The organism is Rhodococcus sp. NPDC049939, from assembly GCF_040656415.1.
Lineage (GTDB): Bacteria > Actinomycetota > Actinomycetes > Mycobacteriales > Mycobacteriaceae > Rhodococcus_F.
This window is the reverse complement of record NZ_JBFAMC010000001.1, coordinates 1808919-1835204: the sequence shown is the minus strand read 5'-3', so window position 1 is coordinate 1835204 and position 26286 is coordinate 1808919. Positions and strand designations below refer to the sequence as shown.

Below are 26286 nucleotides of genomic sequence, written 5' to 3'. Positions count from 1 at the left end.
GACGCAGACGATCATGGGATCTATGCGGTCGATATGGAAAGGCTCGATAGCGTTCGGTCTCGTGAATGTGCCGGTCAAGGTGTGCTCGGCAACGGAGGATCACGATATCAAGTTTCACCAGGTCCATGCGAAAGACGGTGGCCGCATCAAGTACAACCGTGTCTGCACGGAATGCGGAAATATCGTGCAGTACGCCGATATCGACAAGGCCTATGATTCCGCCGACGGTATCCGCGTGGTGTTGACTGACGACGATTTCGGGAAATTGCCCGCCGCGGAGAAGCACGAGATCCAAGTTCTGCAATTCGTTCCAACGGAACAGATTGATCCAATTCTGTTCGAGAAGAGTTACTTTCTCGAACCGGACTCCAGTTCGCCCCGGGCATACGTCTTGCTCGCGACGGCGCTAGAGGTCAGTGATCGCACAGCCCTCGTCTATTTCACGTTGCGCCAGCGCACACGCCTTGCAGCAATGCGTTCCCGCGACGGTGTGCTGGTGATTCAGACGCTATTGTGGCCCGACGAGGTGCGGGTGGCCGAATTCCCATCGCTCGACGACGTCGAGAAACCGAAAGCCAAGGAATTGGCGATGGCCCAGACACTCGTCGACAGCATGGCCGAGGACTTCGACCCCACCGAATTCACGGATGAGTACCAGACGCAGCTTCGCACCCTGATCGATGAAGCCATCAGTTCGGGTGGCAAGAAAGTCTTCCCCACGACCCCCGTGGACAAGGGCGGTGAGGACGCCGAAGTAGTCGATCTGGTTGCGGCGCTTCAGCGCAGTGTCGCCGCAGCCGAGCAGAAGGCCGCGCCTGCGAAGAAGAAGTCGGCTCGCACCGCACGAAAGAAAGACGCTCCCAAGCCGACCAGTTCAGAGCGAAAGCGCGCTTGAGTATCCGTGAAAGAACAACGGCCCCGGCGGGACGTTCATCTCGCCGAGGCCGAACCGCGTAGATCGGTGTTCGGATACTTCAGACCGTGAAGCCGAGCGCGCGCAACTGCTCGCGGCCGTCCTCTGTGATCTTGTCCGGGCCCCATGGCGGAAGCCACACCCAGTTGACCTTCATCTCGCTGCACAAGCCACTTCGAACGAGTGCACCACGCGCCTGGTCCTCGATCACATCAGTCAATGGGCAGGCAGCCGACGTGAGGGTCATGTCGAGTGTGACCACGTCTTCGTGCTCGGTGATTCCATAAACCAGACCGAGGTCGACTACGTTGATGCCGAGTTCCGGATCGACGACGTCGCGCATCGCTTCCTCGAGTTCTTCGAGGCGGTCCGGGTCGAGAATCGCACCCGGCACCGCGGCGGCCTCGGCCTGACCGGTCGTCTGCTCGGGTGCAACAGCGCCATCCGTCCCCGGCGTCTGCGTCTCGCTCATGATTCCTGTCCTCCGATTCGCACTGGTTCGCCGTCTATCCGAGCGGCCGAATCCTTTTGGCCCGCAACTTCGTCCGCTTCGCGCTCGTCCATTATCCGAACAACCGCGTCTTTGAAAGCCAACCATCCCAGCAGCGCGCACTTGACACGAGCGGGGTACTTCGAGACGCCCGAGAAAGCAATGCCGTCGCCGAGAACGTCCTCGTCCCCCTCGACGGTACCGCGGCTACTTACCATCTCGGTGAATGCGTCAACGGTCTGCACAGCCTCCTCGACCGGCATCCCCACTACCTGATCGGTGAGAACCGATGTGGATGCCTGACTGATGGAGCAACCTTGACCATCGTAGGAGACATCCGCAACCGTGCCGTCGTCATCGAGGTGCACGCGCAACGTCACCTCATCGCCACAGGTGGGGTTGACGTGATACACCTCGGCGCCGAACGGTTCACGGAGGCCGCGGCCATGGGGGTGTTTGTAGTGATCCAGGATGACCTCCTGGTACATCTGTTCCATTCTCATGACGGCACCACCCCGAAGAACACCTGCGCCCGCCGTATCGCCGCAGCGAGCACCTCGACCTCGTCGACGGTGTTGTAAAGCGCGAACGACGCCCTAGCCGTTGCTGCCAATCCGAACCGACGGTGCAAAGGCCAGGCGCAGTGGTGACCGACGCGGATTGCAACGCCTTCGTCATCGAGGATCTGGCCGAGATCATGGGCATGGATGCCGTCGACCACGAATGACACTGCTCCGCCACGGTTCTCCGACGTGGTGGGTCCGATGATGCGTACGCCGTCGATGGCACCGAGAGCACCCAGGGACTTTTCGACGAGGGTGTGCTCATGCGCCGCAACCGCGTCCATCCCGACCTCTTCGAGATAGCGCACCGCGGCGGCAAGTCCGACCACCTGGGAGGTCATGGGAACGCCGGCCTCGAAGCGCTGCGGCGGAGGGGCGTAGGTAGTGCCCTCCATGGTGACGGTCTCGATCATCGACCCACCGGTGATGAACGGCGGCATCGAATCGAGGAGTTCCCGGCGTCCGTACAACACGCCCACCCCGGAAGGTCCGAGCATCTTGTGCCCGGAAAAGGCCGCGAAGTCCACATCCAACCGGTGGAAGTCCACGGGAATGTGGGGAACCGACTGGCATGCGTCGAGCACCACGAGAGCTCCGACCGCGTGAGCACGCCGAACCAGTTCCTCGACAGGCGCCACCGCACCGGTCACATTGGACTGGTGGGTGAAAGCGACCACCTTGACGTTCTCTGTCAACTGCAGGGAATCGAGATCGATCCGTCCGTCGTCGGTGACGCCGTACCAGCGCAGCGTCGCGCCGGTACGACGTGCAAGTTCCTGCCACGGAACCAGATTGGCGTGATGCTCGAGTTCGGTGATGACGATCTCGTCACCGGGCCCGAGGTGTTTCTCGAAACGATCGTCACCGAAGACGTGCGTGACCAGATTCAGCGCTTCGGTCGCGTTCTTCGTGAACACCAGTTCGCCACTATCGGCTCCGACGAATGCGGCAATCGCCGAACGCGCGTTCTCGTACGCCTCCGTAGCCTCTTCGGCCAACTGGTGAGCACCTCGGTGCACCGCGGCATTGCAGGTGGTCAGAAACTCCCTCTCGGCGTCGAGCACCTGATTCGGCCGCTGTGACGTCGCCCCCGAATCGAGATACACCAGCGGTTTTCCGTCACGCACCGTACGGGCCAGGATCGGAAAGTCCTCCCTGATCCGGGTTACGTCGAATACGCGCGCCGAGATGGTCATCTGTGTCTACGCCCCTCGAGTTGCAGCAGCCTGGGTGAAGCGCTCGTAACCGTTCTCTTCGAGTTCGTCGGCCAGTTCCGGGCCGCCGGACTCGATGACCCGTCCGTCGACGAACACATGGACGTGATCCGGGGTGATGTACCGCAGGATGCGGGTGTAGTGGGTGATCAGCAGCACACCGCCGTGTTGGCGTTCCCTGTATCGGTTGACTCCGTCGGATACGACGCGGAGGGCATCGACATCGAGACCCGAGTCGGTCTCGTCGAGGATCGCGATCTTCGGCTTGAGCAGACCCAGCTGCAGGATCTCGTGGCGCTTCTTCTCTCCGCCGGAGAACCCCTCGTTCACGCTGCGGTCACCGAACGATGGGTCGATGTCCAGCTCGGTCAGCGCCTCCTTGACCTCCTTCACCCAGTGCCGGAGCTTCGGCGCCTCGCCACGGACAGCGGTGGCTGCGGTCCGCAGGAAGTTGGACATGGAGACCCCGGGAACCTCGACGGGATACTGCATCGCGAGGAAGAGGCCTGCCCGCGCACGCTCGTCGACGCTCATCTCGAGGACGTTCTCGCCGTTGAGGGTGATGGATCCCGACGTCACCTCGTACTTGGGGTGGCCGGCGATCGCGTAGGACAGGGTGGACTTGCCCGAACCGTTCGGACCCATGATGGCGTGGGTCTCGCCCGAGCGGACCGTGAGGTTCACGCCCTTGAGGATGTTGATCGGCTCGGCGTTTTCGTCGGTGTTCGCGACGTTGACGTGCAAGTCCTTGATTTCCAGGACCGAGGTTTCGAGAGTGGAGGCGTCAGGGGTAGGCATTGTGATCCTTCGAAGAGAATGGGGGTAGTGGTTCGCGGCTCGGCTCAGGCACCGATCGCGGCGAGTTCGGCCTCGATTGCGGCTTCGAGGCGTTCGCGGATCTCGGCGACGGCGATCTTGTTGATGATCTCGTGGAAGAAGCCGCGCACGACGAGTCGCCGCGCCGCATCCTCGGGGATTCCCCGGGCGCGCAAGTAGAACAACTGCTCGTCGTCGAATCGACCTGTAGCGCTGGCGTGACCGGCACCGACGATCTCGCCCGTCTCGATCTCGAGGTTGGGCACCGAGTCTGCGCGCGCGCCGTCGGTGAGCACGAGGTTGCGGTTGAGTTCGAAGGTGTCAGTTCCCTCTGCCTCCGCCCGGATGAGTACGTCGCCGATCCACACGGTGTGCGCGTCCGGCTTGCCCGACTCGGGGTTGCCCTGCAGCGCACCCTTGTAGACCACGTTGGACTTGCAGTGTGGCTGGGAGTGGTCCACCAGCAGGCGCTGCTCGAAGTGCTGACCGGCGTCCGCGAAGTACAGGCCCAGAAGTTCGGCGTCCCCGCCTGGACCGTCGTACTTGACAGTCGCCGTAAGGCGTACCAGGTCGCCTCCGAGGCTGACGGCGTTGTGCCGCAGTACGGCGTCGCGACCGAGCCGAGCGTGGTGTGCAGCGAGATGCACCGTGTCGTCGGCCCAGTCCTGTACGGCAACCACGGTCAGGTACGCACTGTCGCCGAGGACGAACTCCACGTTCTCCGCGAGCGTGCCGCTACCACGTTGGTCGAGGACCACGGTCGCTTTCGCGAAGGCGTCAAGGCGAATCTGCAAGTGGCCGTAAGCCACCTTGCCCTCGCCGGGACCCGTGACGGTGATGTTGACGGTGTCCGCGACTTCCACCTCACGACCGACGGTCACGATGGTGGCCGTCTCGAATCCCGAGTAGGCCGCTGCGGCTACCCGATCGGCGGGGACGCCTGCCTTACCGAGGCGATCGTCCTCGCGCCCGACGGTCTCCACCCTCACCGAATCCGGGCCCGCCACGTCGACCGTGACAGCTCCGTTCGCGACGGCAGTGCCATCGTGCAGTCCGCGAAGGCGTCGCAACGGCGTGAACCGCCACACCTCGTCCCGGCCGTGCGGGATCTCGAACGCGTTCACGTCGTAGGACGTGAACACCTCACCCTTGTTGATGATCGGCGATCCCGTCGCCGTGCGCGGGTTCTCGCCCGCAACGGCACCTTTCACTCCGAGAGTCTCTACAACACTTTCCGGCGTGGTCACTAACCCACCGCCCCTTCCATCTGCAGTTCGATCAGGCGGTTCAGTTCCAGGGCGTACTCCATCGGGAGCTCCTTGGCGATGGGCTCCACGAAGCCGCGCACCACCGTTGCCATGGCCTCGTCTTCGGTGAGGCCGCGGCTCATCAGGTAGAACAACTGATCGTCGCTCACCTTGGAGACGGTCGCCTCATGGCCCATGGTGACGTCGTCCTCGCGGATGTCGACGTACGGGTAGGTGTCACTGCGACTGATCTGGTCGACCAGCAACGCATCACACTTGACCGTCGACTTCGAGCCGTGAGACCCCTTGTTGACCTGGACGAGCCCGCGGTAGGACGCGCGACCCCCGCCACGGGCAACCGACTTGCTGATGATCGTCGAAGACGTGTGCGGCGCAAGGTGCAGCATCTTCGCACCAGTGTCCTGGTGCTGCCCCTCACCGGCGAATGCGACGGACAGGACCTCGCCACGCGCGTGTTCACCCATCATCCACACGGCCGGGTACTTCATGGTGACCTTGGACCCGATGTTGCCGTCGATCCACTCCATGGATCCCCCGGCCTCGACCTTGGTTCGTTTGGTCACCAGGTTGTACACGTTGTTCGACCAGTTCTGGATGGTCGTGTAGCGGCAGTGGCCGCCCTTCTTCACGATGATCTCGACAACCGCTGAGTGCAGGGAGTCCGATTTGTAGATCGGTGCCGTGCAGCCCTCGACGTAGTGCACCGAGGCGCCTTCGTCGACGATGATCAGGGTGCGTTCGAACTGACCCATGTTCTCGGTGTTGATGCGGAAGTACGCCTGCAGAGGGATGTCGACGTGCACGCCCGGCGGAACGTAGATGAAGGATCCACCCGACCACACCGCGGTGTTGAGCGCCGAGAACTTGTTGTCGCCTGCCGGAATGACCGAGCCGAAATACTCCTGGAACAGCTCGGGGTGCTCCTTCAGGCCGGTATCGGTGTCGAGGAAGATGACGCCCTGAGACTCGAGGTCTTCGCGGATCGAGTGGTAGACCACCTCGGACTCGTACTGAGCCGCGACACCGGCGACGAGGCGCTGCTTCTCGGCCTCTGGGATGCCCAGCTTGTCGTACGTGTTCTTGATGTCCTCCGGCAAGTCCTCCCAGCTTTCGGCCTGCTTCTCGCTCGACCGCACGAAGTACTTGATGTTGTCGAAGTCGACACCCTCGAGATTCGAGCCCCACATCGGCATCGGCTTCTTGTCGAACGTCTTGAGTGCACGCAGCCGAATGTCGAGCATCCAGTCCGGTTCGTTCTTCTTCGCCGAGATGTCGCGCACGACGTCTTCGGACAGACCGCGCTGCGCACTGGCACCGGCGACGTCGGAATCGGACCATCCGTACCCGTAGTGCCCGAGCGATGCGATGGTCTCTTCCTGCGTGAGCGGTTCGGCGTTGGCCTGCGCAGTGGATGTCACCTGGTCTGGAGTGACGGTCATGCGAGCTCCTTCCGGAGTCTTGTTTACGAGACCGGCGAGGGCTGGTCGCCGGCGGCTTGTGGAAAAGGGGTCGGTTGGGGGGCGGTGTTACTTCGGGACTGCGGGCGGGACGAGTGGAACGTGGGTTGTGCATGCGCAGTCACCGTTCGCGATTGTCGCGAGCCTCTGCACGTGGGTACCGAGCAATTGGGCGAACGCTTCCTCCTCTGCATCACACAGTTCTGGGAATTCCTCGGCCACGTGCGAGACCGGGCAGTGGTGCTGGCAGATCTGCACTCCGCTACCGATTCGGCGAGCCGACGCCGCGAATCCCGCGTCGGTGAAGGCATCGGCGATGGCGCCTGCGGTGGCTTCGAGGCCTTCCGGGCTCTGGTCAGCCGCCGGGGTCACGTCCGCGACGACGGACTGAACGCGGCGCCGGGCAAAGTCGGTAATCGCGGACTCGCCCCCGACCTCCCGAAGTTGGCGCATCGCGGCACCGGCAAGGTCGTCGTAGGCGTGAACGAGCCTGCCGCGGCCCTTCGCGGTGATCTGGAAGTGTTTTGCCGGGCGCCCGCGTCCGCGGTGGCGCGTACCGGCGGCAGACACCTCACGAGCTTCACCCGATTCGAGGAGCGCATCGAGGTGACGGCGAACCCCCGCCGCGCTGAGACCCAACCTCGTTCCGATCTCCGATGCGGTGACAGGGCCCTCCTCGAGGAGCAATTTCACGACAGCCGCACGCGTGCGTCCCTCGTGGTGGCCCGCAACGGATGACGCAATTTCGGCCGTGGCAGCAGAAGAAGGCGCCCGAGCTGCGCTTTCTTTCTTTGCACGTCGTGTCGCGTCGGTTTTCACAACACCAGTGTGACGGAATTCCGATCGCAGGTCTACTTAGGCTGCCCTCCTCTCCACTGTGATTCCTATCGCCCAGGCTCGGCGACTTGCCGATGCTGCCCGCGCCGACCGGGTTCGCAGCACAGCTACGCTGCCTGTGTGCCGCTGACCCCACAGAAACCGGAGCCGTCCCGCGCGGAGCCGACCCTGACGGCTCGCGCCTCCGTTCGGCACCCGGCCGAACTCGCCCGAAGGATCCTGGGCATCGACGGACGGTCTCCACGGCCCTCCGTGGCAGCCGCACTACACGGCGACGAGGCGGAAACCGCAGGTCTCGACGCGCAGGAAACCGCGCAGTTACGTGGTATCCGCCGATTCGGCGCCACAGGCGCGATCCTGATGGCGGTCGGCGCCTTGGGCGCGGGCGCACAGCCGGTGCTACAGAATCCAGTCCAAGGGCTTCGCGTCCTCGGACTTCCCTCGCGCATCCCCAGTTCCGCCTTGACGCTGACCATGACCGGCACGGTGATGATCGTGCTCGCGTGGTTGCTGCTCGGACGCTTCGCCATCGGCAGCCTCCAGGCCGGGGGCGTGCGCCGCCTCAGCCGCTCCCAACTCGACCGCACACTTCTCCTTTGGATCATCCCGCTGTCCGTCGCACCGCCGATGTTCAGCAAGGACGTCTACTCGTATCTCGCGCAGAGCGAGATCGCCTCCCGCGGATTGGACCCCTACAAGATCGGCCCGGCGGGCGCCCTCGGGCTCGATCATGTCCTGACCCGCACCGTGCCTACGATCTGGCACGACACTCCGGCGCCGTATGGCCCGCTGTTCCTGTGGATGGGGCGGGGAATCAGCGCCCTGACCGGTGAAAACATTGTTGCCGGCATCTTCTTGCACCGTCTTCTCGCCCTCGCGGGTGTGGCCCTGATCGTTTGGGCACTTCCCCGCCTGGCCAGGCGTTGCGGTGTCGCGGAGGTCAGCGCCCTCTGGCTCGGAGCCGCAAATCCACTGCTCCTGTTCCACCTGGTCGCCGGAATCCACAACGAGGCGCTGATGCTCGGCCTGATGCTGGCCGGAATCGAGTTGGCGCTTCGGGCTATCGAGCGGTCCGATCCCATCCGCCGACAGTCGCTTCTCCTGCTGGTGTCCGGCGCGGTCCTCATCGCCCTGTCGTCCACGATCAAGATCCCCTCACTGCTGGCATTGGGCTTCGTCGGGATGGCGCTGGCCAGAAGGTGGGGTGGCACCTTGAAAGCCGTGCTCGCGGCTGCAGTCCTGCTCGGCGGGATTGCGCTCGTGGTCACGGTCTTCGTCAGTACGGCCAGCGGACTCGGCATGGGGTGGGTGAACACGCTCGGTACGGCAAACGCGGTGCGCAGCTGGATGTCGATTCCCACCCTCCTCGGATTGGGCACCGGATTGGCGGGGGTCCTGCTTGGCCTCGGCGACCACACCACCGCGGTGCTGAGCCTGACGCGACCTATCGCGGCGGTCGTTGCGGGATTCATCACACTGCGCATGCTGATCGCCGTGCTCGCCGGCCGCATTCACGCGGTCGGGGCCCTCGGTTTGTCGCTCGGCGCCGTCGTCCTACTCTTCCCGGTGGTGCAACCCTGGTATCTGCTGTGGGCTGTTCTTCCGCTCGCCGCCTGGGCGACAGCGCCCGCCTTCCGCATCCCCGCCATCGTCTTCTCGTCGATCGTCAGCGTCATCCTCATGCCGAACGGAAGCGAATACCAGCCCTTCGTCATCGTGCAGGCCGCCATCGCCACCATCTTCACAGCTGGGGTGCTGATCGTGATCACCCGCAACAGCCTGCCGTGGCGCGTCGATTCGCTGCGACCTACGACTATTCCGGACCGCGTGCCGATCGAGATGGGTACCGAAAGCCAGGGCAGCGGCCAGGTCACACCAGGCCAAGGCTTACGCTGAATCCTCGTGACCTCGCGAACACCCGGATCGGCCCAACCGGCTGTGCACCTGGAGAATGTGGTGAAGACCTTCGACGGTGTCAGGGCGGTCGATGGGCTCGATCTCACTGTCGAGCAGGCACAGGTCGTGGCGCTACTGGGTCCGAACGGCGCAGGCAAGACCACCACCGTCGAAATGTGTGAGGGTTTCGTCCGCCCGGACAGCGGCAAGGTGCGCGTCCTCGGACTCGATCCCGTGACCGACGCGGACGCGGTGCGCGCCCGTATCGGGGTGATGCTCCAGGGTGGCGGCGCGTACCCGGGGGCTCGCGCAGGCGAGATGCTCGACCTCGTCGCCTCGTACTCGGCCTCCCCGCTCGATCCAGCGTGGCTGTTGAAGAGCCTCGGACTCGAAGATGCCCGTCGCACGCCCTACCGGCGACTGTCCGGCGGCCAACAGCAGCGCCTGTCGCTGGCCTGTGCACTGGTCGGACGACCCGAACTGGTGTTCCTCGACGAACCCACCGCGGGCCTGGATGCCCAAGCAAGGCTGCTGGTGTGGGAACTGATCGACGCTTTGCGCCGCGACGGCGTCAGCGTGCTGCTCACAACTCACGTCATGGACGAGGCCGAGCAACTCGCCGATCAGCTGGTCATCATCGATCACGGGTCGATAGTCGCATCGGGTACACCGGCAGAGGTCACCAGACACGGGTCCGAAGGTCAGTTGCGGCTCGTCGCGCCTGCAGGCCTCGACATCGGAACTCTCGAGAAAATGCTGACCGACCGATTCCGTGTGAGCGTGCCTTCACCTGGCACATATCTCGTCGAAGGGCCGATCGACCCGAAAATTGTAGCGGTTGTCACGGCGTGGTGCGCAGATCTTGGCGCTTTGATCTGCGATATTCGAGTCGACCAACGCAGCCTCGAGGATGTCTTCCTCGAGCTGACCGGCCGAGATCTCAGAGGATAAGTAAACACGAATGAGCACCACCGACCGCCCGGAGGCGAACCGTTTCGCCCCGGGCCTGTTCGCATCTGACCCACGTCCCCCCGCGGCGACCGCAAAGTTGACGACCCTCACACGTGGTCGCGCGCGGTCCGCCGGCACCGTACTTGGAATGCTCCTGGCCCTGCTCGCGTACACCGCGCTTCCCGCAAGTGCTTCGCCCCAGTGGGGCCCGGTCGCCGCCGAACCCAATGAGTATCTCGGTCCGGCTGGTACGTCCACGATGCACGGCGACGCAGAGTCGTCCGACACGACGCCGATTCTCGGCCCCGGTGAAGGTCCGCTGGGGGTGTCAGCGTATCCGCTGCTAGCGGCATGCCCCACGCTTCTGCAGGGTTACGACGAACTCGTCGTCGCGTTGTGCACCTCTGTGGTGGGCAGAACCCCCACCGTCCATCTGATCGATCCCAAGGCGCCCGCCGGCTTCGGCGCCTCCCTCGCCCAGCTGAAGCTCGAGAAGGGCAGCCTCTTGGGTGGGGTTTACGCGTACCTGGACAACGAGGATCGCCTGGTTGTGGTGGACGGCAGCCGGCACCTCCTGCGAGTGGGGCACTCAAAGAACGCCGATGACAAATGGCAGTTGAAAGTCGATAAGAAAATCGATCTCTCGCACGTCATTGCCTCGGACGACAATGTGACCGGGCTGGCGCCGGACTGGGATGGCAACGTGTGGTTCGCCACGGGTGGCGGTCTCGTGGGCGTAGTGGACGACGCGGGCGAAACTCGAACCCGGCAACTCGCAGACGGCGAACGGATCGAGAACAGCATCTCCACCTCGACCCTCGGCACGTCGGTCGCGACGACCCACGCCCTCTACCAGTTCTCCCTCAATGAGGACGGTGCCATCGAGGAAGAATGGCGCAATCTATACGACCGGGGATCAGCCCGCAATCCCGGACAGCTCAGCTGGGGAACCGGTTCCACGCCGACATACTTCGGCCCTGAAAACGGCAACGAATTCGTCGCTATCGTCGACAACGCCGAAGGCCGGAACAACCTCCTGGTGTACAAGACCGATGGTGGCGAAGAGATCTGCAAGACTCCGGTGCTCGGCACCCCGGGTGGCAGCGAGAACTCCCCCATCGGCATCGGCAACTCGGTGTTCGTCGCCGGAACCTACGGCTACCCGTACCCCGCCGTCCCGGACGGGGCGGGACCTGCTGTGCCGGAAAGCGCGCCGTTCAAAGGCGGGTTGGCCCGCATCGACATCGTCGATGGTGCCTGCGAAGAGGTGTGGACCAAAGACATCCGCAGTTCCGCGGTACCGCAGCTCTCGACCGGTGACGGTCTGCTGTACACCGTGATCCGCGAGGGCTCCGACGACACGTCAATACTGGACGGCTTCTCGTTCGCGGTGATCGATCCCGAAGACGGCAAGCTCCTGAACACCACGGAACTCCCCGGCACAATGGCCAACGACACCTTGCAGATGGCGGGCCTGATCACCCCCGGGGGCAACTTCTGGCAGGGAACTGTGACTGGCATCCTGCGGCTACGCGCCGACGGTCAAGACGGCGGGAGCTTGGGCAGCGCGAGTTCGGGCATTGGAAGTCTGGGCAGCGTGAGCTCGGGCAGCTAGGGTTCGGGCAGCACCGGGTAACCACGTAGACGGGTTCCACAACGCGCTGGACTCATCTACACGCTGATGGCAGCCAACTACGCGCCGTAGTTGGCTGCCATCGCCATTTGTGTCATGCAGTATCACGGTTTCTGATCTCGATAGACGCGCTGCGCCGACATGCTGACAGCGTGCTGCTCACCACACATCCCATTCACCCAGCGCACAACGTGGGTAACCCCCGATAGCACGACCAGCTACATCTAGTGTGTGATGTCCATATGGACCAGCCAAGCCTCGAGAGCGTCTTGCTGGATCTCACCGGCCGAGAACTCAGAGGATGACGAAATTGAGCCCCACCGACCGTCTGGCGGCGAATCGTTTCGCCCCAGGCACGTTCACACCCGAGCCACGCCCGAGCGCGGCGACCGCTATGTTGCGGGCACAGACCGGGATCGAACTGAAACTGCTCCTGCGCAACGGCGAGCAGTTGTTGCTGACGATGTTCATTCCGATCACCTTGCTGATCGGGCTTTCTCTGCTCCCCATCGGCGAACTCGGAACTTCTCGGGTCGACAAGGTCGTTCCGGCCGTGATGATGGTCGCTGTGATGTCCACGGCCTTCACCGGCCAGGCGATCGCCGTCGGCTTCGACCGTCGGTACGGCGCCCTCAAACGTCTTGGTGCAACCGCCTTGCCCACGTGGGGCATCATCGCGGGAAAGAGCGCCGCCGTAGTCATCGTCGTCGCATTTCAGTCGGTGCTACTGGGATCGATCGGGCTGGCACTGGGGTGGCGTCCCAGCCTGTTCGGGCTCGCCCTCGGCGCGGTGATCATTGCCCTAGGCACTGTGACATTCGCAGCGATGGGACTACTACTCGGTGGAACCCTGAAGGCGGAGATCGTTCTGGCACTGGCCAATATCCTGTGGTTCGTGATGGTGGGTGTCGGCAGTGTGGTGTTCCTCACCGGCGACATCCCTTGGCCTCTCTACGTCGGTGCCCGACTGATCCCGTCAGGCGCGTTGGCTCACGCACTCGACGCCTCCCTCTCGACGTCGATCGACGTGCTCAGCGTCGTGGTTCTGGTGGTCTGGGGCGCCGTCACGGGCGCCTTGGCATCGAGAATGTTCCGATTCACCTGATCGCCGACATGACGGTTTTGCAGCCCCTGCGCCGCATCACCGGGTCTGCTGCCCCGCACCCAACTACGCGCCGTAGTTGATGGCCCTCTACCATCGACGTCGTGCTTTATCGCGGGTTTCTGAGCCTGGTAGACCGTCTTCCCCTTCCGTCGCTGAGCATGCAGCGCGTCATCGCGTTCGCGGTAATACTCACGCAAGGTGGAATCGCCGTCACCGGAGCCGTCGTGAGGGTGACGGCGTCCGGTCTGGGCTGCCCTACGTGGCCGCAGTGCTTCCCTGGAAGCTTCGTACCGGTCGGGCACGGTGAGGTCGCGGTAATCCATCAGGTGGTCGAATTCGGCAACCGTTTGCTCACTTTCGTCGTCGTCGCCGCTGCCGCCGCGATCGTTCTGGCCGTCACTCGCGCGCGCCGCAGGAAAGAGGTCCTCGCCTATGCGTGGATGATGCCTCTCGGCACAGTGGTGCAGGCCATCATCGGCGGTATCACGGTTCTGACCGGACTGGCCTGGTACACCGTTGCGGTGCATCTGCTCGCCTCGATGGCGATGGTGTGGCTGGCGACCGTGATGTACGCGAAGATCTGCGAACCGGACGACGGACGGGCGGTCGAGGTGATCCCCTCGCCCCTGAGATGGCTGACCGCTCTGTCGGGTGTGGCGCTGGCCGGCGTGCTCGTGTCCGGGACCCTGGTAACCGGCGCCGGACCGCACGCCGGGGACAAGAGCCTGGACCGCGTCGTTCCCCGCCTTCAGATCGAGATCGTCACGCTAGTCCACCTTCACGCGCAACTGCTGGTCGGATACCTGGCATTACTGATCGGCCTGTGCTTCGCCCTGTACGCCGTCAAGGCGAGCCCCGCGGTAAAGGTGCGTGTGCAGGTCCTTCTCGGACTGGTGCTGGCGCAGGCACTGATCGGAATCGTCCAGTACTTCACGGGCGTTCCCGAGGTGCTCGTGGCGTTCCACGTGGCAGGAGCTGGGTTGTGCACCGCGGCTACGGCAGCGGTATGGGCCGCGGGACGCACTCGCGAGTCCGAACGCGTCCTACAGCCCGACACCGCGGCGGTCTAGCTCTCGTTGCGCGCCTTCGGGAATCGTGTCTGCCGGGCCACCCAGCCCGCCATCTTCTGAAAATGGCCCTTCTGGGGCGTCACGATGCTGGTGATCGCGCGATCCCACTCCGCGACGGTGACTGTGTCGAAGGACGCGACGACGGCGTTTGCCGTGGCCAGATCCTCGACGACCTGATCGCCTAAGACTCCATCGGCACCGACAAGTGTGATGCGGACGCCGCCGAGGCCGATCGGTTGAATCACGGCGCTGGCCGAACCGCCGTGCTCCGCCACGAACTTCCTGATTGCGCTGACGGTGTTGGACGGCAGCGAGGGCGCCTGTTCCGCTTGCGTATCGGTACTCATGGTATCGAGAATACTTGGCGGGGACGTCCAACCATTTTCAGCCTCCGGCCAGCGCACCGTGTAGAACGGAAACCATGCGAGCCATAAAGGTTTCCCGCACTGGCGGTCCCGACGTCCTCGAATCGGTCGACGTTCCCGAACCGGAGATCGGGCCGTCGGATCTGCTGGTCCGCTCCGAGGCGATGGGCATCAACTACATCGATACGTACTTCCGGAGCGGACAATATCCACGGCCACTGCCCTACATCGCGGGCGAAGAGGGTTCCGGTGTCGTGGAAGTCGTTGGCAGTGAGGTAACGGACTTCACGCCAGGTGACCGAGTGGCCTGGCCCTTTGCGCCTGGCAGTTATGCCGAGAAGGTATCCGTGCCCGCGGCGGTGGCGATGGCCGTTCCCGATTCGATGCGGGCATCGGTTGCCGCGTCCGTACTGCTGCAAGGTATGACGGCGCATTTCCTGGCGCATACGACATATCCGATCCGCTCTGGGGATACGGTCCTCGTCCACGCCGGCGCAGGAGGTGTGGGACTCATGCTCACCCAGATGGCAACCCGACTCGGTGCTCGGGTCATCACGACCGTGTCCTCCGCTGAAAAAGAGAAACTCTCGCGCGAGGCAGGCGCCTTCGAAGTCGTGCGCTACGAGGACTTCTCGACCCGCGTGCGCGAGTTGACCGACGGCGAAGGCGTGGCGGCCGTCTATGACGGCGTAGGCGCGGCCACGTTCGACCAGAGCCTCGCGTCGGTGCGTATTCGCGGCACCCTCGCATTGTTCGGCGCGGCGAGCGGACCAGTTCCCCCCTTCGACCCCCAACGACTCAACCCGGCAGGCTCGGTGATGCTCACCCGGCCGACTCTCGCCCACTTCATTCGGGACCGCGACGAATTCGAATGGCGAGCAGGCGATGTCCTTTCCGCGGTGGCAGACGGGACGTTGACGGTACGAATCGGTGGCGAGTACCCGCTCGAACGCGCGGCCGACGCGCACCGCGACCTGGAAGGGCGTGTAACGGCCGGATCGATCGTGCTGGTGCCCTGAGGTAGGGATCGGCGCGAGGTCAGCTCAGCATGTTGCCGATGGTCTGAAGACCGAGCACTGAGTCGACGGCGAGGCCCACGAAGACGAGGGCCAGGTAGTTGTTGGACTGCAGGAACAGCTTGAGCGGCTTCACCGCCGCTCCGCCTCGGACGCTGCGATACAACTGGTGGGCCATGAACAGGAACCACGCACCAGCGACCAGCGTGACCCCGGCGTAGACGAGACCCGCCGCAGGTACGAGCACAAGGGACGTGATCACCATGGCCCAGCTGTAGAGCAGGATCTGCTTGGTCACGTGCTCCTCGGTGGCAATGACGGGCAGCATCGGAACCCCGGCAGCCTTGTAGTCCTCCTTGTACCGCATCGCGAGGGCCCACGTGTGTGGTGGCGTCCAGAAGAAAATGACGAGGAACAACACGATCGGCTGCCAGCTCAGCGAGCCGGTGACCGCCGCCCAGCCCACCATCACGGGCATACAGCCCGCTGCGCCGCCCCACACCACGTTCTGCCAGGTCCGCCGCTTGAGCACCATGGTGTAGATCAGCACGTAGAAGGCGATCGTCAGGACGACCAGGAGGCCCGCAAGCAGGTTCGCGCGCCACCACAACCACAGGAACGACACGACGGCGAGCGTCATCCCGAACACGAACGCGTGGGAGGTGGGCACCGCGGCGCGGGCAAGGGGCCTGCGGGCGGTGCGCTTCATCACCTTGTCGATGTCGGCATCGACCACACAGTTGAGGGAGTTCGCGCTCGCCGCGCCGATCCATCCCCCGAACAGCGTGCTGAGGATCAGCACGATGTCGACGTTGCCCCGATCAGCCAGCAACATCGCCGGGATCGTTGCGACGAGCAGTAGTTCGATGACCCGCGGCTTCGTCAGGGCGATGTAAGCCAGGACCTTTCCCGTGACGCGCCCGAACACCGAATCGGTGTCGGTTACGCGGGGAGTGGAGCCGGGGCTGCCGATGCCGTGACCGCTCGGCTGATGCCCTGTCCGCACGTTTTCTCCTCGCACCACACGTAATCGCACCAAGCGCGCAATCACAATTCCGGTTGCCGGCATCCGCGCCAGGAGTCGTTCGCCTCGCAGCCGGTCTACTACAGAGGATGGTAGTCCGCCGTATTGCGCAAACCGAATCGACCCGGATAGGCCAGCACACTAGGCTGGTGTGGCACAAGAGGCTCACGCATCCTCCACGCTCCACGTTCACCCATGTCAGGAGACATCTGCCTTGTCGATCACAGACGACGTCAACGTCCTCACTCGAGCGGTTCACCCCGCCGACTGGACCGACCTGGACACCAAGGCCGTCGATACCATCCGTGTGCTCGCCGCCGACGCGGTACAAAAGGCAGGCAATGGCCATCCAGGGACGGCGATGAGCCTTGCGCCTCTCGCGTACACCCTCTTCCAGCGTGTCATGCGCCACGATCCGGCCGATCCGGACTGGATCGGGCGCGACCGGTTCGTGCTGTCCTGCGGGCACTCGAGCCTGACGTTGTACATCCAGCTCTACCTCGCCGGGTACGGACTCGAGCTCGAGGATCTCGAGTCGCTGCGCACCTGGGGTTCGAAGACCCCCGGACACCCGGAGTACGGCCACACGCGCGGCGTCGAGATCACCACGGGCCCACTGGGTCAGGGCCTGGCCTCTGCCGTAGGTATGGCGATGGCGGCCCGTCGTGAACGCGGTCTGTTCGACCCCGAACCCGCACTCGGCGAGAGCCCGTTCGATCACCACATCTACGTCATCGGGTCCGATGGTGACATCGAAGAGGGCGTTACGTCGGAGGCCTCGTCCATCGCGGGCGTCCAGCAACTCGGCAATCTGACGCTGATCTACGACGACAACAAGATCTCGATCGAGGACGACACTTCGATCGCGATGTCCGAGGACACCGCCGCCCGCTACGAGGCATACGGCTGGCACGTCCAGATCGTCGAAGGCGGCGAGAACGTCGTCGCGATCGAGGAGGCGCTCCGAAAGGCGCGCGAGGTCACCGACCGCCCGTCGATGATTCTGCTGCGCACCATCATCGCCTACCCGGCCCCCAACAAGATGAACACCGGCGCGTCCCACGGCGCGGCACTCGGCGTCGACGAGGTCGCCGCGGTGAAACGAGCTCTCGGCTTCGATCCCGACAAGACGTTCGAGGTGGCAGACGAGGTCATCGCGCACACTCGCAAGGTGGTCGAGCGCGGCGCGCAGGCACACAAGCAATGGCAGAAGAGCTTCGACGACTGGGCCGGACGCGCCCCGGAGAACAAGAAGCTTCTCGATCGACTCCTCGGCCACGACCTGCCCGCGGGCTGGGCCGACGGACTTCCCTCGTGGGAGCCGGACCCGAAGGGTATCGCCACCCGCAAGGCGTCCGCCGCGGTCCTCAACGCCATCGGGCCGGTGCTACCCGAACTGTGGGGTGGATCCGCTGACCTCGCCGAGAGCAACAACACCACTATCAAGGGCGCAGACTCGTTCGGCCCCACGTCCATCTCCACCAGAATGTGGAACGCGCAGCCGTACGGGCGCACCCTCCACTTCGGTGTGCGCGAGCACGCCATGGGGGCGATCCTCAACGGCATCGCTCTGCACGGCCCGACCCGGCCATATGGTGGCACGTTCCTCGTTTTCAGCGACTACATGCGACCCGCTGTCCGCCTTGCGGCAATCATGAAGACGGCAGTGACCTACGTGTGGACGCACGACTCCATCGGCCTCGGCGAGGACGGCCCCACTCATCAGCCGATCGAGCACCTCGCAGCGCTGCGCGCGATTCCCGGCCTCTATGTGGTCCGGCCCGGCGACGCCAACGAGACCGCTCACGCCTGGCGCGCAGTCCTCGAGAAGAGCGCCGACGAAGCCACCCGCGCGCCCGCAGGCCTGGCATTGACTCGTCAGGATCTGCCCGTCCTCGAAGGAACGAATTACGAGGGTGTCTCCCGGGGCGGCTACATCCTCGCGGAAGCGTCATCCGGCGCTCCCGAGGTGGTGCTCATCGGAACCGGTTCCGAACTGCAGCTGGCCGTGGCAGCGCGCGAAGCGCTCGAGTCAGAGGGTGTTCCGACGCGGGTGGTATCCATGCCGTGCGTCGAGTGGTTCGACGCCCAGGACCAGGCTTACCGCGATGGTGTGCTGCCACCGACGGTGAAGGCCCGCGTCGCCGTCGAGGCGGGAGTCTCCATGCCCTGGCACCGGTTCGTCGGTTCCGACGGCGAGATCGTCTCGATCGAACACTACGGCGCTTCCGCCGACTACAAGACGCTGTTCCGGGAGTTCGGGTTCACGCCCGAGGCCGTCACCGCGGCCGCGCAGCGCTCACTCGCACGTGTGAAGGGATGACTGTCATGACGCAGAACATCAATCTCCAGCAGCTGTCGGACGCCGGCGTCTCCGTGTGGCTGGACGACCTCTCCCGTGACCGTATCGACTCGGGCAACCTGGCCGAACTCGTCTCCACCAAGAGCGTCGTCGGTGTCACCACCAACCCGTCGATCTTTCAGGCCGCGCTGAGCAAGGGCCACGTTTACGACGCTCAGGTCAACGAACTCGCCGAACGCGGCGCGGACGCCTCGGCCACCGTCCGCACGGTGACCACCGACGACGTACGTGCTGCCTGCGATGTCCTGGCACCGCAGCATGAGGCCAGCCACGGCGTCGATGGGCGGGTGTCGATCGAGGTCGACCCGCGCCTGGCCCACGACACCGACAAGACGGTGGCGCAGGCCATCGAGTTGTGGAAGATCGTCGACCGTCCGAACCTGTTCATCAAGATCCCGGCCACCGAGGCCGGTATCCCCGCGATCGCCAAGGTTCTCGGTGAGGGCGTCAGCGTCAACGTGACCCTGATCTTCTCCGTCGAACGCTACGAGAAGGTCATGGGCGCCTACCTCGACGGTCTCGAGACCGCGCGGTCAGCGGGCCACGATCTCTCCCGTATCCATTCGGTGGCCTCGTTCTTCGTCTCCCGTGTGGACACCGAGATCGACAACCGGCTCGCCGCGATCGGCACACCCGAGGCCCTCGCTCTGCGCGGCAAGGCCGGATTGGCGAACGCGCGGTTGGCTTACGCCGCGTACCAGCGTGTCTTCGAAGGGCAGCCACAGTTCCAGGGGCTACGCGACAACGGCGCTCGCCCGCAGCGACCACTGTGGGCCTCGACCGGCGTCAAGAACCCCGACTACCCCGACACGATGTACGTCACCGAGCTGGTTGCGCCGAACACAGTCAACACGATGCCGGAGAAGACGATGAACGCCGTCGCCGACCATGGCGCGATCCACGGCGACACCGTCTCGGGAACCGCTGCCGCCTCTCAGAAGGTCTTCGACGATCTCACCGCCGCAGGCATCGACCTGACCGACGTGTTCCGAGTCCTGGAAGACGAGGGCGTCGAAAAGTTCGAGAAGTCGTGGAACGAGCTCTTGGATGCCACCGCGGAACAGCTGCGAGTGGCAACGCAGAAGAGCTGACGCGTGAAGGAACCGATGGCGTCGGAAGAATGGGTCAACCCGCTCCGTGACGGCAAGGACAAGCGGCTGCCGCGCATCGCCGGGCCTTGCGCCCTGGTGATCTTCGGGGTCACCGGGGACCTGGCACGGAAGAAGTTGATGCCCGCGATCTACGACCTGGCCAATCGTGGACTACTGCCGCCGGGGTTCGCTCTTGTCGGATTCGCCCGAAGGGATTGGGCAGCCGAGGACTTCGGCAAGGTGGTCCACGACGCCGTACGCGAGCATTCCCGGACGCCGTTCCGGGAGGAGGTGTGGGCACACCTCTCGGAGGGCCTGCGGTTCGTCCAGGGCACGTTCGACGACCCCGACGCCTTCGACCGGCTTGCGTCGACACTCGCGGAGCTCGACCGGGAGCGTGGCACCGGCGGAAATCACGGCTTCTATCTGGCGATTCCGCCCGCTGCCTTCCCGGTGGTCCTCAAACAGCTGTCCGAGGCAGGCCTTGCGCAGGCGTCGGAGGGTCGATGGCGGCGCGTGGTCATCGAAAAGCCGTTCGGGCACGATCTCGACAGCGCTCGGCAACTCAACGCGGTCGTGAACGAGGTGTTTCCCGAGGACACGGTGTTCCGGATCGACCACTATCTCGGGAAGGAGACGGTTCAGAACATCCTGGCGCTGCGGTTTGCGAACCAGCTGTTCGACCCAATTTGGAACTCTCACTACGTCGACCATGTTCAGATCACGATGGCGGAAGACATCGGGCTCGGCGGTCGAGCCGGATACTACGACGGCATCGGCGCCGCCCGTGACGTCATTCAGAACCACCTTCTTCAACTACTTGCCTTCACCGCTATGGAGGAGCCGATCTCGTTCGAACCTTGCGAGTTGCAAGCGGAGAAGATAAAGGTCCTTTCGGCTACCCGGCTGGCGCAGCCACTCGACGAAACCACCGCCCGCGGCCAGTACAGCGGCGGTTGGCAGGGTGCACAGTCGGTCGTGGGCCTGTTGGAGGAAGAGGGATTCGCATCCGACTCGACCACCGAGACGTTCGCCGCGATCACGCTGGAGGTGAACACGCGTCGTTGGGCAGGCGTGCCGTTCTATCTGCGGACTGGGAAACGCCTTGGACGTCGGGTCACCGAGATCGCGGTCGTCTTCAAGCGCGCACCGCACCTTCCGTTCGACCAGACGATGACCGATGAGCTGGGGCAGAACGCCCTCGTGATTCGAGTGCAACCGGACGAGGGCGTCACCATGCGGTTCGGCTCCAAGGTTCCGGGTTCGAGCATGGAAGTGCGCGACGTCAACATGGACTTCAGCTACGGGCAGGCGTTTACCGAGTCCTCCCCGGAGGCGTACGAACGACTGATCCTCGACATGCTCCTGGGGGAGCCCTCGTTGTTCCCCGTCAACGCCGAGGTGGAGTTGTCATGGGAGATTCTGGACCCCGTGCTCGACTACTGGGCCTCAGCCGGCGCACCCGAGCCATACGAGTCGGGAACCTGGGGTCCGCAGTCGGCAGACGAAATGATGCGTCGCACCGGTCGCGAATGGAGAAGGCCGTAGATGATCATCGACATTCCTTCGACCACCACCGAAGCGGTCAACAAGAAGTTGATCGAAGTCCGCAAGACCGGAGGTGTGATCACGCTGGGGCGGGTGCTCACCCTCGTCGTGTGCACCCATGACGGTGAGAACACAGAACACGTCATCGATGCCGCCAACGAGGCGAGCCGTGAGCACCCGTGTCGCGTAATAGTGATCGCGCGGGGTCCACGGGAGGCCGCGTCACGCCTGGATGCACAGATACGCGTGGGAGGCGACGCGGGGGCCTCCGAAGTCGTCGTCCTGCGCCTCTACGGGGAACTCGCCGAGCACGAGAGCAGTGTGGTCATACCCTTCCTGCTTCCGGATACGCCGGTCGTCGCGTGGTGGCCCGAGGAATCACCCCCGATCCCCGCGCAGCACCCGGTCGGCAAATTGGCAATCCGACGTATCACCGACGCCACCGCCGGCGAGAATCCCGCAGCCGAGATCAAAGGGCGTCTGGCGTCCTACACCGCTGGGGACACCGATTTGGCATGGAGCCGTGTCACCTACTGGCGAGCGCTTCTCACGTCGGCTCTCGATCAGCCTCCGTACCTGCCGATCGAGTCGGCGGTCGTGTCCGGTCTCGCCGAGGAGCCTGCAGTCGACATGCTCGCAGGCTGGTTGGCGAGCCGTCTCGATGTCCCGGTCGTCCGCCATACCGGGCTGCTCCATGTGCAGTTGAACTTCGCCGGAGGGGAGACATTGAACATAAGTCGACCCCAGACCGAGACCACCGCCACTTTGCGTCGCACAGGGCACGTGGACGCACTCATCGCGCTCGGTCGCCGAGAGACACGTGATTGCCTGGCCGAGGAGCTCCGACGACTGGATCCGGACGAAGTCTACGAGGCGGCGCTCGCCGGACTGACGAAGGTGACCTATGAGTGACATCAACGTGGAAGTACACGCCGACATCGACGCCCTGGTCGACGCGGCCGCGAAGCGCTTCGTCGAAACTGTCGTAAGGGCGCAGGAGGAACGTGGCTCGGCGTCCGTCGTCCTCACCGGCGGTGGAACCGGCATCGGTCTTCTCGAGAAGGTCCGCGAAAGTCCTGGGGCCATCGACTGGCGTGCACTCGACATCTGGTGGGGCGACGAACGATACCTGCCCGCCGGCGATCCGGAACGCAACGAGGTGCAGGCTCGCGCAGCCCTACTCGATCACGTCGACATCGACCCGGCACGGGTGCATCCCATGGCCGCTTCTGACGGCGAGTTTGCCGACGCAAAGGCCGCGGCGGACGCTTACGCTCGCGAACTGGCAGCGAACTCCGGCGCCGAGGAGCTGCCGGTCTTCGACGTGCACCTGCTCGGCATGGGTGGGGAAGGACACGTCAACTCACTGTTTCCTGATACCGATGCGGTTAGGGAGCGGCACCGGAATGTCGTCGCGGTCACCGATTCACCCAAACCACCGCCGGTGCGAATCACCTTGACCTTGCCTGCCGTTCAACATGCGAACGAGGTGTGGCTCGTGGTATCCGGGGATGCGAAGGCCGAAGCCGTGGCAGCGGCGATCGCCGGCGCTCCCCCGGTCGAATTCCCAGCGTCAGGCGCACGAGGTCGCACGGCCACACGCTGGCTACTCGACTCGGCCGCCGCGTCACAGCTTCCGGACTGACGCCGTCATCGACCAGATCCATCCTCGTCCTCGGCCGGTAGCACGGCGGAGGATTGCGAGTCCTGATCTGCTGGCACTCGGGGCACCTGACAGTCGGTGACTATTCGACCTGCCCATCGCGGGCCGGCGCCGGCTCTCCCCATTGCCCCGATTCCCCTGCGCCAATATCCCGGATTGCTTGCGCAATGACTCATTTCGCCCCTCGTTCAAAGTTCGCCGGACACGCTATGACTCTCTATCGGTGTGACCCAGTACTCGTTTTGACGCAGGGGGCAAGAATTCGGTTCCCATCGCCCGCAAGATGGTTCATCTGGCGATGAGATCAGCGCGATTGTGCAAAGCACTTTGAACATTTGTCCGCGGCGCCGTATGGACCCTGTTGACGCCGCGACCCTCATGGGCGAGTCGGCGACGCCACGCGTCGCCGAGCTACCAGTATCAGCTCCCAGAGCTGCCCATCGAGCCACGTCCGACCAGTGCCCCTGTGTCAATGCACAGCGATCCGAGGCACCTCTCGACGGCAATCACCGACACTGTGTTGCCATCGACATTGGCGACGTAGACGCGAGACCCCTCGGGTGTCGCCGCCACCCCGACCGGGCGACCCCCGACCCGGATGGTGTCGACCTCAGTGTTGGTGGCGGTGTCGATAACCGACACAGTGTTCTCACCAGCGTTGGTGACGTAGACGCGAGACCCGTCCGGACTCGCCGCCACCCCGCTCGGGAGGGCCCCAACCGTGACGGTATCGACCAGGTTGTTGTCGGCGGTCTCGATCACCGACACCGAATTGTCGACCTGGTTGGTGACGTAGATGTGAGAGCCAGACGGGTTCACCGCCACCGCCATCGGTTGGTCACCGACCCCGATCGTGTCGACCTCCGTGTTCGTAGCTGTGTCGATCACCGACACCGTCTTGTCGCTGACATTGGTGACGTACGCTCGGGATCCCTCCGGCGATACGGCTACCCCGAGCGGGAGGTCTCCCACCGTGACGGTATCGACCAGGTTGTTGCCGGCGGTCTCGATCACCGACACCGAATCATCGAGCTGGTTGGTGACGTAGACGTGAGATCCCGACGGGTTCACCGCCACCCCGGTCGGAAGAGTCCCGACCGAGACGACGTCGACCATCGTGTTGGTGGCGGTTTCGATTACTGCCACGACCTCCCTGAAAGGGTGCGCGACGTAGACGCGAGACCCGTCGGGCGTCACCGCCACCCCTTGCGGGGAGTCCCAAACCGCGATGGTGTCGACCATCGTGTTGGTGGCGGTCTCGATCACCGACACCCTGCTGTTACCACCGTTGGTGACGTAGACACGGGACCCGTCCGGAGTAATCGCCACCCCCGTCGGGAGTTCGCCGACCGGAATTGAGTCGATGACTGTATCTGCTGCCGCAGTCGAGGCCCCAACCCCAACCATCACTGTCGCCGAAACTGTTGCCGCGGCCAACACCAGACGCGCCGTACGGCTCCCACACTTGTGAGAATCTCGTAAACCACTGAGCCAATTCACATTTCTCTCCCACGGTAGAGAACAAAACGACAGCCCATCCGGTGAGGCAACCGGTGCCTGGACCTGGATGCAAGCCGAGATGACACTGCCACCCTCACGGTCGGGGCCGCGGCGTCACTCGACTCCGCAATACGGAGGTCAGCTGAAAACGCCACCCGCGCCGGAACCGCTGCCCGTCAACGAACCGAAGTCGATGCACAACGATCCGAGGCACTGCTCGACGGCGATCACCGACACCGTGTCGTCCAAACGGTTGGTGACGTAGACGCGGGTCCCGTCCGGTGTCACCGCCACACCAGAGGGCCCACCACCCACCGTGACGGTATCGACGACGGTGTTTCCAGCGGTCTCAATCACCGAAACCGTGCCGTCAACACCGTTGGCGACGTAGACGCGGGTTCCGTCCGGCGTGACCGCCACACCCGACGGGGAGTTCCCGACGCCGATGGTGTCGATGACGTTGTTACCGGCGGTGGCGATCACCGACACCGTGCCGTCGCTGGCGTTCGCGACGTACACGCGGGACCCGTCCGGCGTGACCACTACACCCAGGGGGAGATTCCCGACCGTGACGGTGTCGACGACGCTATTGCCAGCTGTCTCGATCACGTCTACATCGCCATCGGTATTGTTTGCGACGTAGACGCGGGATCCGTCGGGGGTCACAGCCAGGCCGTTCGGGGCATCCCCGACCGTGACGCTGGTGATCTCCGTGTTCGTGTCGGTATCAATAGCCGTCACCGAATCGCTGTTGCTGTTCGCGACGTAGGCGCGGGGCCCGACCGGGCTCGCCGTCACCCCGGATGGACCGCTCTCTACCGTGACGGTGGCGTCCACCATGTTCGTACCGGTGTCAATCACCGACACCGTGCCGGCACCAGCGTTCGCGACGTACACGTCGGACCCGCCCGGGAGCACCGCCACCCCGACCGGAAGTGCCCCGCCCCCGAGCGGAACGGTGCTCAGCTCCGTGTTCGTGGAGGTATCGATCACCGAAACCGAGTTGTCCGAGAAGTTGGCGACGTAGGCGCGCGACCCGTCCGGGGTGATAGCCACCCCTTGTGGGAAGTCTCCGACATCGATGGTGGCGATGACGGTGTCCGCGGCCGCGGGCCCCGCCCCCATACCGGCCATACCCAGCACCATCGTCGAAACGGCCACCAACCCGAGCATCAGACGCCGGGCGCGCGCCCGAACAGTGAGGCAACCGCGGAAACTCCTGTGGTGATTCACATTTCTCTCCTGACTCAGAAGAACAAAGCGGATCAACCTGGCAGTGGGCCACCTACTGCCGGATAGCACAGCAGCCCAGGAGAGGTTAACAACCCAATCGAGGTCTCGACCCCAGAACTACTAAATTGTCACATTTGAACCATGAGTCACAACTGTCCCACACCTGAAGGGGAGCGTGAAGGGGCGCCCCGCGACTACTGCACGGGCGATACCAGCCCACACACCCGAGGTAGCGAAGTGAGTTCGCGACACGATTGTGGTCGGGAATTCC

Annotated in this window: 23 protein-coding genes; 12 read left to right on the top strand and 11 right to left on the bottom strand. The window is 64.2% G+C overall.

Features of this window, described 5'->3' with window-relative positions; all coding sequences use genetic code 11:
- Window positions 1-13: 13 nt before the first annotated feature.
- A complete protein-coding gene (locus tag AB0I57_RS08340; RefSeq protein ID WP_358332404.1) occupies window positions 14-895 on the top strand; it encodes a Ku protein in 882 nt (293 codons plus the stop codon).
- Between the two features lie 79 nt (window positions 896-974).
- Here AB0I57_RS08340 and AB0I57_RS08335 read toward each other — a convergent pair whose 3' ends face one another.
- The 7 genes from AB0I57_RS08335 to AB0I57_RS08305 form a co-directional block, all read right to left on the bottom strand.
- On the bottom strand, window positions 975-1385 hold the full coding sequence (locus tag AB0I57_RS08335) for a metal-sulfur cluster assembly factor (protein WP_358332401.1): 411 nt from the start codon (window positions 1383-1385) through the stop codon (window positions 975-977).
- Complete coding sequence (gene sufU, locus AB0I57_RS08330) at window positions 1382-1906, bottom strand: Fe-S cluster assembly sulfur transfer protein SufU (protein WP_358332399.1); 525 nt, start codon at window positions 1904-1906, stop codon at window positions 1382-1384. The genes AB0I57_RS08335 and sufU overlap by 4 nt, the downstream gene beginning before the upstream one ends.
- A complete protein-coding gene (locus AB0I57_RS08325) occupies window positions 1903-3162 on the bottom strand; it encodes a cysteine desulfurase (RefSeq protein WP_358332396.1) in 1260 nt (419 codons plus the stop codon). The genes sufU and AB0I57_RS08325 overlap by 4 nt, the downstream gene beginning before the upstream one ends.
- A gap of 6 nt (window positions 3163-3168) precedes the next feature.
- On the bottom strand, window positions 3169-3978 hold the full coding sequence (gene sufC, locus AB0I57_RS08320) for a Fe-S cluster assembly ATPase SufC (protein ID WP_358332393.1): 810 nt from the start codon (window positions 3976-3978) through the stop codon (window positions 3169-3171).
- A 44-nt stretch (window positions 3979-4022) separates the two neighbouring features.
- Window positions 4023-5243: a Fe-S cluster assembly protein SufD gene (gene sufD, locus AB0I57_RS08315; protein ID WP_358332390.1), complete on the bottom strand. Its 1221-nt coding sequence runs from the start codon at window positions 5241-5243 to the stop codon at window positions 4023-4025.
- The gene (sufB, locus tag AB0I57_RS08310; protein WP_358332387.1) at window positions 5243-6703 is read right to left on the bottom strand and encodes a Fe-S cluster assembly protein SufB; all 1461 of its coding nucleotides are present in this window, start codon (window positions 6701-6703) and stop codon (window positions 5243-5245) included. Before sufB ends, sufD begins: the two co-directional genes overlap by 1 nt.
- Window positions 6704-6790: 87 nt before the next feature.
- The gene (locus AB0I57_RS08305; RefSeq protein ID WP_358332384.1) at window positions 6791-7540 is read right to left on the bottom strand and encodes a metalloregulator ArsR/SmtB family transcription factor; all 750 of its coding nucleotides are present in this window, start codon (window positions 7538-7540) and stop codon (window positions 6791-6793) included.
- A 138-nt stretch (window positions 7541-7678) separates the two neighbouring features.
- Between AB0I57_RS08305 and mptB the strand changes: the two genes are divergently transcribed.
- The 5 genes from mptB (at window position 7679) to AB0I57_RS08280 (ending at window position 14213) form a co-directional block, all read left to right on the top strand.
- Window positions 7679-9454, top strand: coding sequence for a polyprenol phosphomannose-dependent alpha 1,6 mannosyltransferase MptB (mptB, locus tag AB0I57_RS08300; protein ID WP_358332381.1), 1776 nt, complete (start codon window positions 7679-7681; stop codon window positions 9452-9454).
- A gap of 6 nt (window positions 9455-9460) precedes the next feature.
- Complete coding sequence (locus tag AB0I57_RS08295; protein ID WP_358332378.1) at window positions 9461-10405, top strand: ABC transporter ATP-binding protein; 945 nt, start codon at window positions 9461-9463, stop codon at window positions 10403-10405.
- Window positions 10406-10553: 148 nt separating this feature from the next.
- The gene (locus tag AB0I57_RS08290) at window positions 10554-12020 is read left to right on the top strand and encodes a hypothetical protein (protein WP_358333301.1); all 1467 of its coding nucleotides are present in this window, start codon (window positions 10554-10556) and stop codon (window positions 12018-12020) included.
- Window positions 12021-12339: 319 nt separating this feature from the next.
- Window positions 12340-13143 carry an ABC transporter permease gene (locus tag AB0I57_RS08285; RefSeq protein ID WP_358332375.1) on the top strand — a complete coding sequence of 268 codons (804 nt, stop codon included), beginning with the start codon at window positions 12340-12342 and terminating at the stop codon, window positions 13141-13143.
- 101 nt (window positions 13144-13244) lie between these two features.
- Window positions 13245-14213 carry a heme A synthase gene (locus tag AB0I57_RS08280; protein WP_358332372.1) on the top strand — a complete coding sequence of 323 codons (969 nt, stop codon included), beginning with the start codon at window positions 13245-13247 and terminating at the stop codon, window positions 14211-14213.
- Here AB0I57_RS08280 and AB0I57_RS08275 read toward each other — a convergent pair.
- Window positions 14210-14560 carry a hypothetical protein gene (locus AB0I57_RS08275; RefSeq protein ID WP_358332369.1) on the bottom strand — a complete coding sequence of 117 codons (351 nt, stop codon included), beginning with the start codon at window positions 14558-14560 and terminating at the stop codon, window positions 14210-14212. The two genes, AB0I57_RS08280 and AB0I57_RS08275, sit on opposite strands and share 4 nt — an antisense overlap.
- A 74-nt stretch (window positions 14561-14634) precedes the next feature.
- Here AB0I57_RS08275 and AB0I57_RS08270 point away from each other — a divergent pair, with 74 nt between their 5' ends.
- Entirely contained in the window at window positions 14635-15597 is a 963-nt protein-coding gene (locus tag AB0I57_RS08270; RefSeq protein WP_358332366.1) for a quinone oxidoreductase, read from the top strand.
- Between the two features lie 19 nt (window positions 15598-15616).
- On the opposite strand, the gene AB0I57_RS08265 is transcribed toward AB0I57_RS08270, so the two are convergent.
- Complete coding sequence (locus tag AB0I57_RS08265; protein WP_358332365.1) at window positions 15617-16600, bottom strand: heme o synthase; 984 nt, start codon at window positions 16598-16600, stop codon at window positions 15617-15619.
- A 232-nt stretch (window positions 16601-16832) separates the two neighbouring features.
- Here AB0I57_RS08265 and tkt point away from each other — a divergent pair, with 232 nt between their 5' ends.
- From tkt to pgl, 5 genes are read left to right on the top strand one after another with little or no spacing between them, the layout of a single operon-like run.
- On the top strand, window positions 16833-18941 hold the full coding sequence (gene tkt, locus AB0I57_RS08260) for a transketolase (RefSeq protein WP_358332362.1): 2109 nt from the start codon (window positions 16833-16835) through the stop codon (window positions 18939-18941).
- A 5-nt stretch (window positions 18942-18946) separates the two neighbouring features.
- Window positions 18947-20071, top strand: coding sequence for a transaldolase (gene tal, locus AB0I57_RS08255; RefSeq protein WP_358332359.1), 1125 nt, complete (start codon window positions 18947-18949; stop codon window positions 20069-20071).
- Between the two features lie 3 nt (window positions 20072-20074).
- Complete coding sequence (gene zwf, locus AB0I57_RS08250; RefSeq protein ID WP_358332356.1) at window positions 20075-21619, top strand: glucose-6-phosphate dehydrogenase; 1545 nt, start codon at window positions 20075-20077, stop codon at window positions 21617-21619.
- Window positions 21620-22531, top strand: coding sequence for a glucose-6-phosphate dehydrogenase assembly protein OpcA (gene opcA / locus AB0I57_RS08245; RefSeq protein ID WP_358332353.1), 912 nt, complete (start codon window positions 21620-21622; stop codon window positions 22529-22531).
- Window positions 22524-23264, top strand: coding sequence for a 6-phosphogluconolactonase (gene pgl / locus AB0I57_RS08240; protein WP_358332350.1), 741 nt, complete (start codon window positions 22524-22526; stop codon window positions 23262-23264). Before opcA ends, pgl begins: the two co-directional genes overlap by 8 nt.
- Before the next feature lie 438 nt (window positions 23265-23702).
- On the opposite strand, the gene AB0I57_RS08235 is transcribed toward pgl, so the two are convergent.
- Both AB0I57_RS08235 and AB0I57_RS08230 read right to left on the bottom strand, forming a co-directional pair.
- Entirely contained in the window at window positions 23703-24689 is a 987-nt protein-coding gene (locus AB0I57_RS08235) for a YncE family protein (protein ID WP_358333298.1), read from the bottom strand.
- Window positions 24690-24920: 231 nt separating this feature from the next.
- Window positions 24921-26015: a YncE family protein gene (locus AB0I57_RS08230; RefSeq protein WP_358332347.1), complete on the bottom strand. Its 1095-nt coding sequence runs from the start codon at window positions 26013-26015 to the stop codon at window positions 24921-24923.
- Window positions 26016-26286 lie beyond the last annotated feature (271 nt).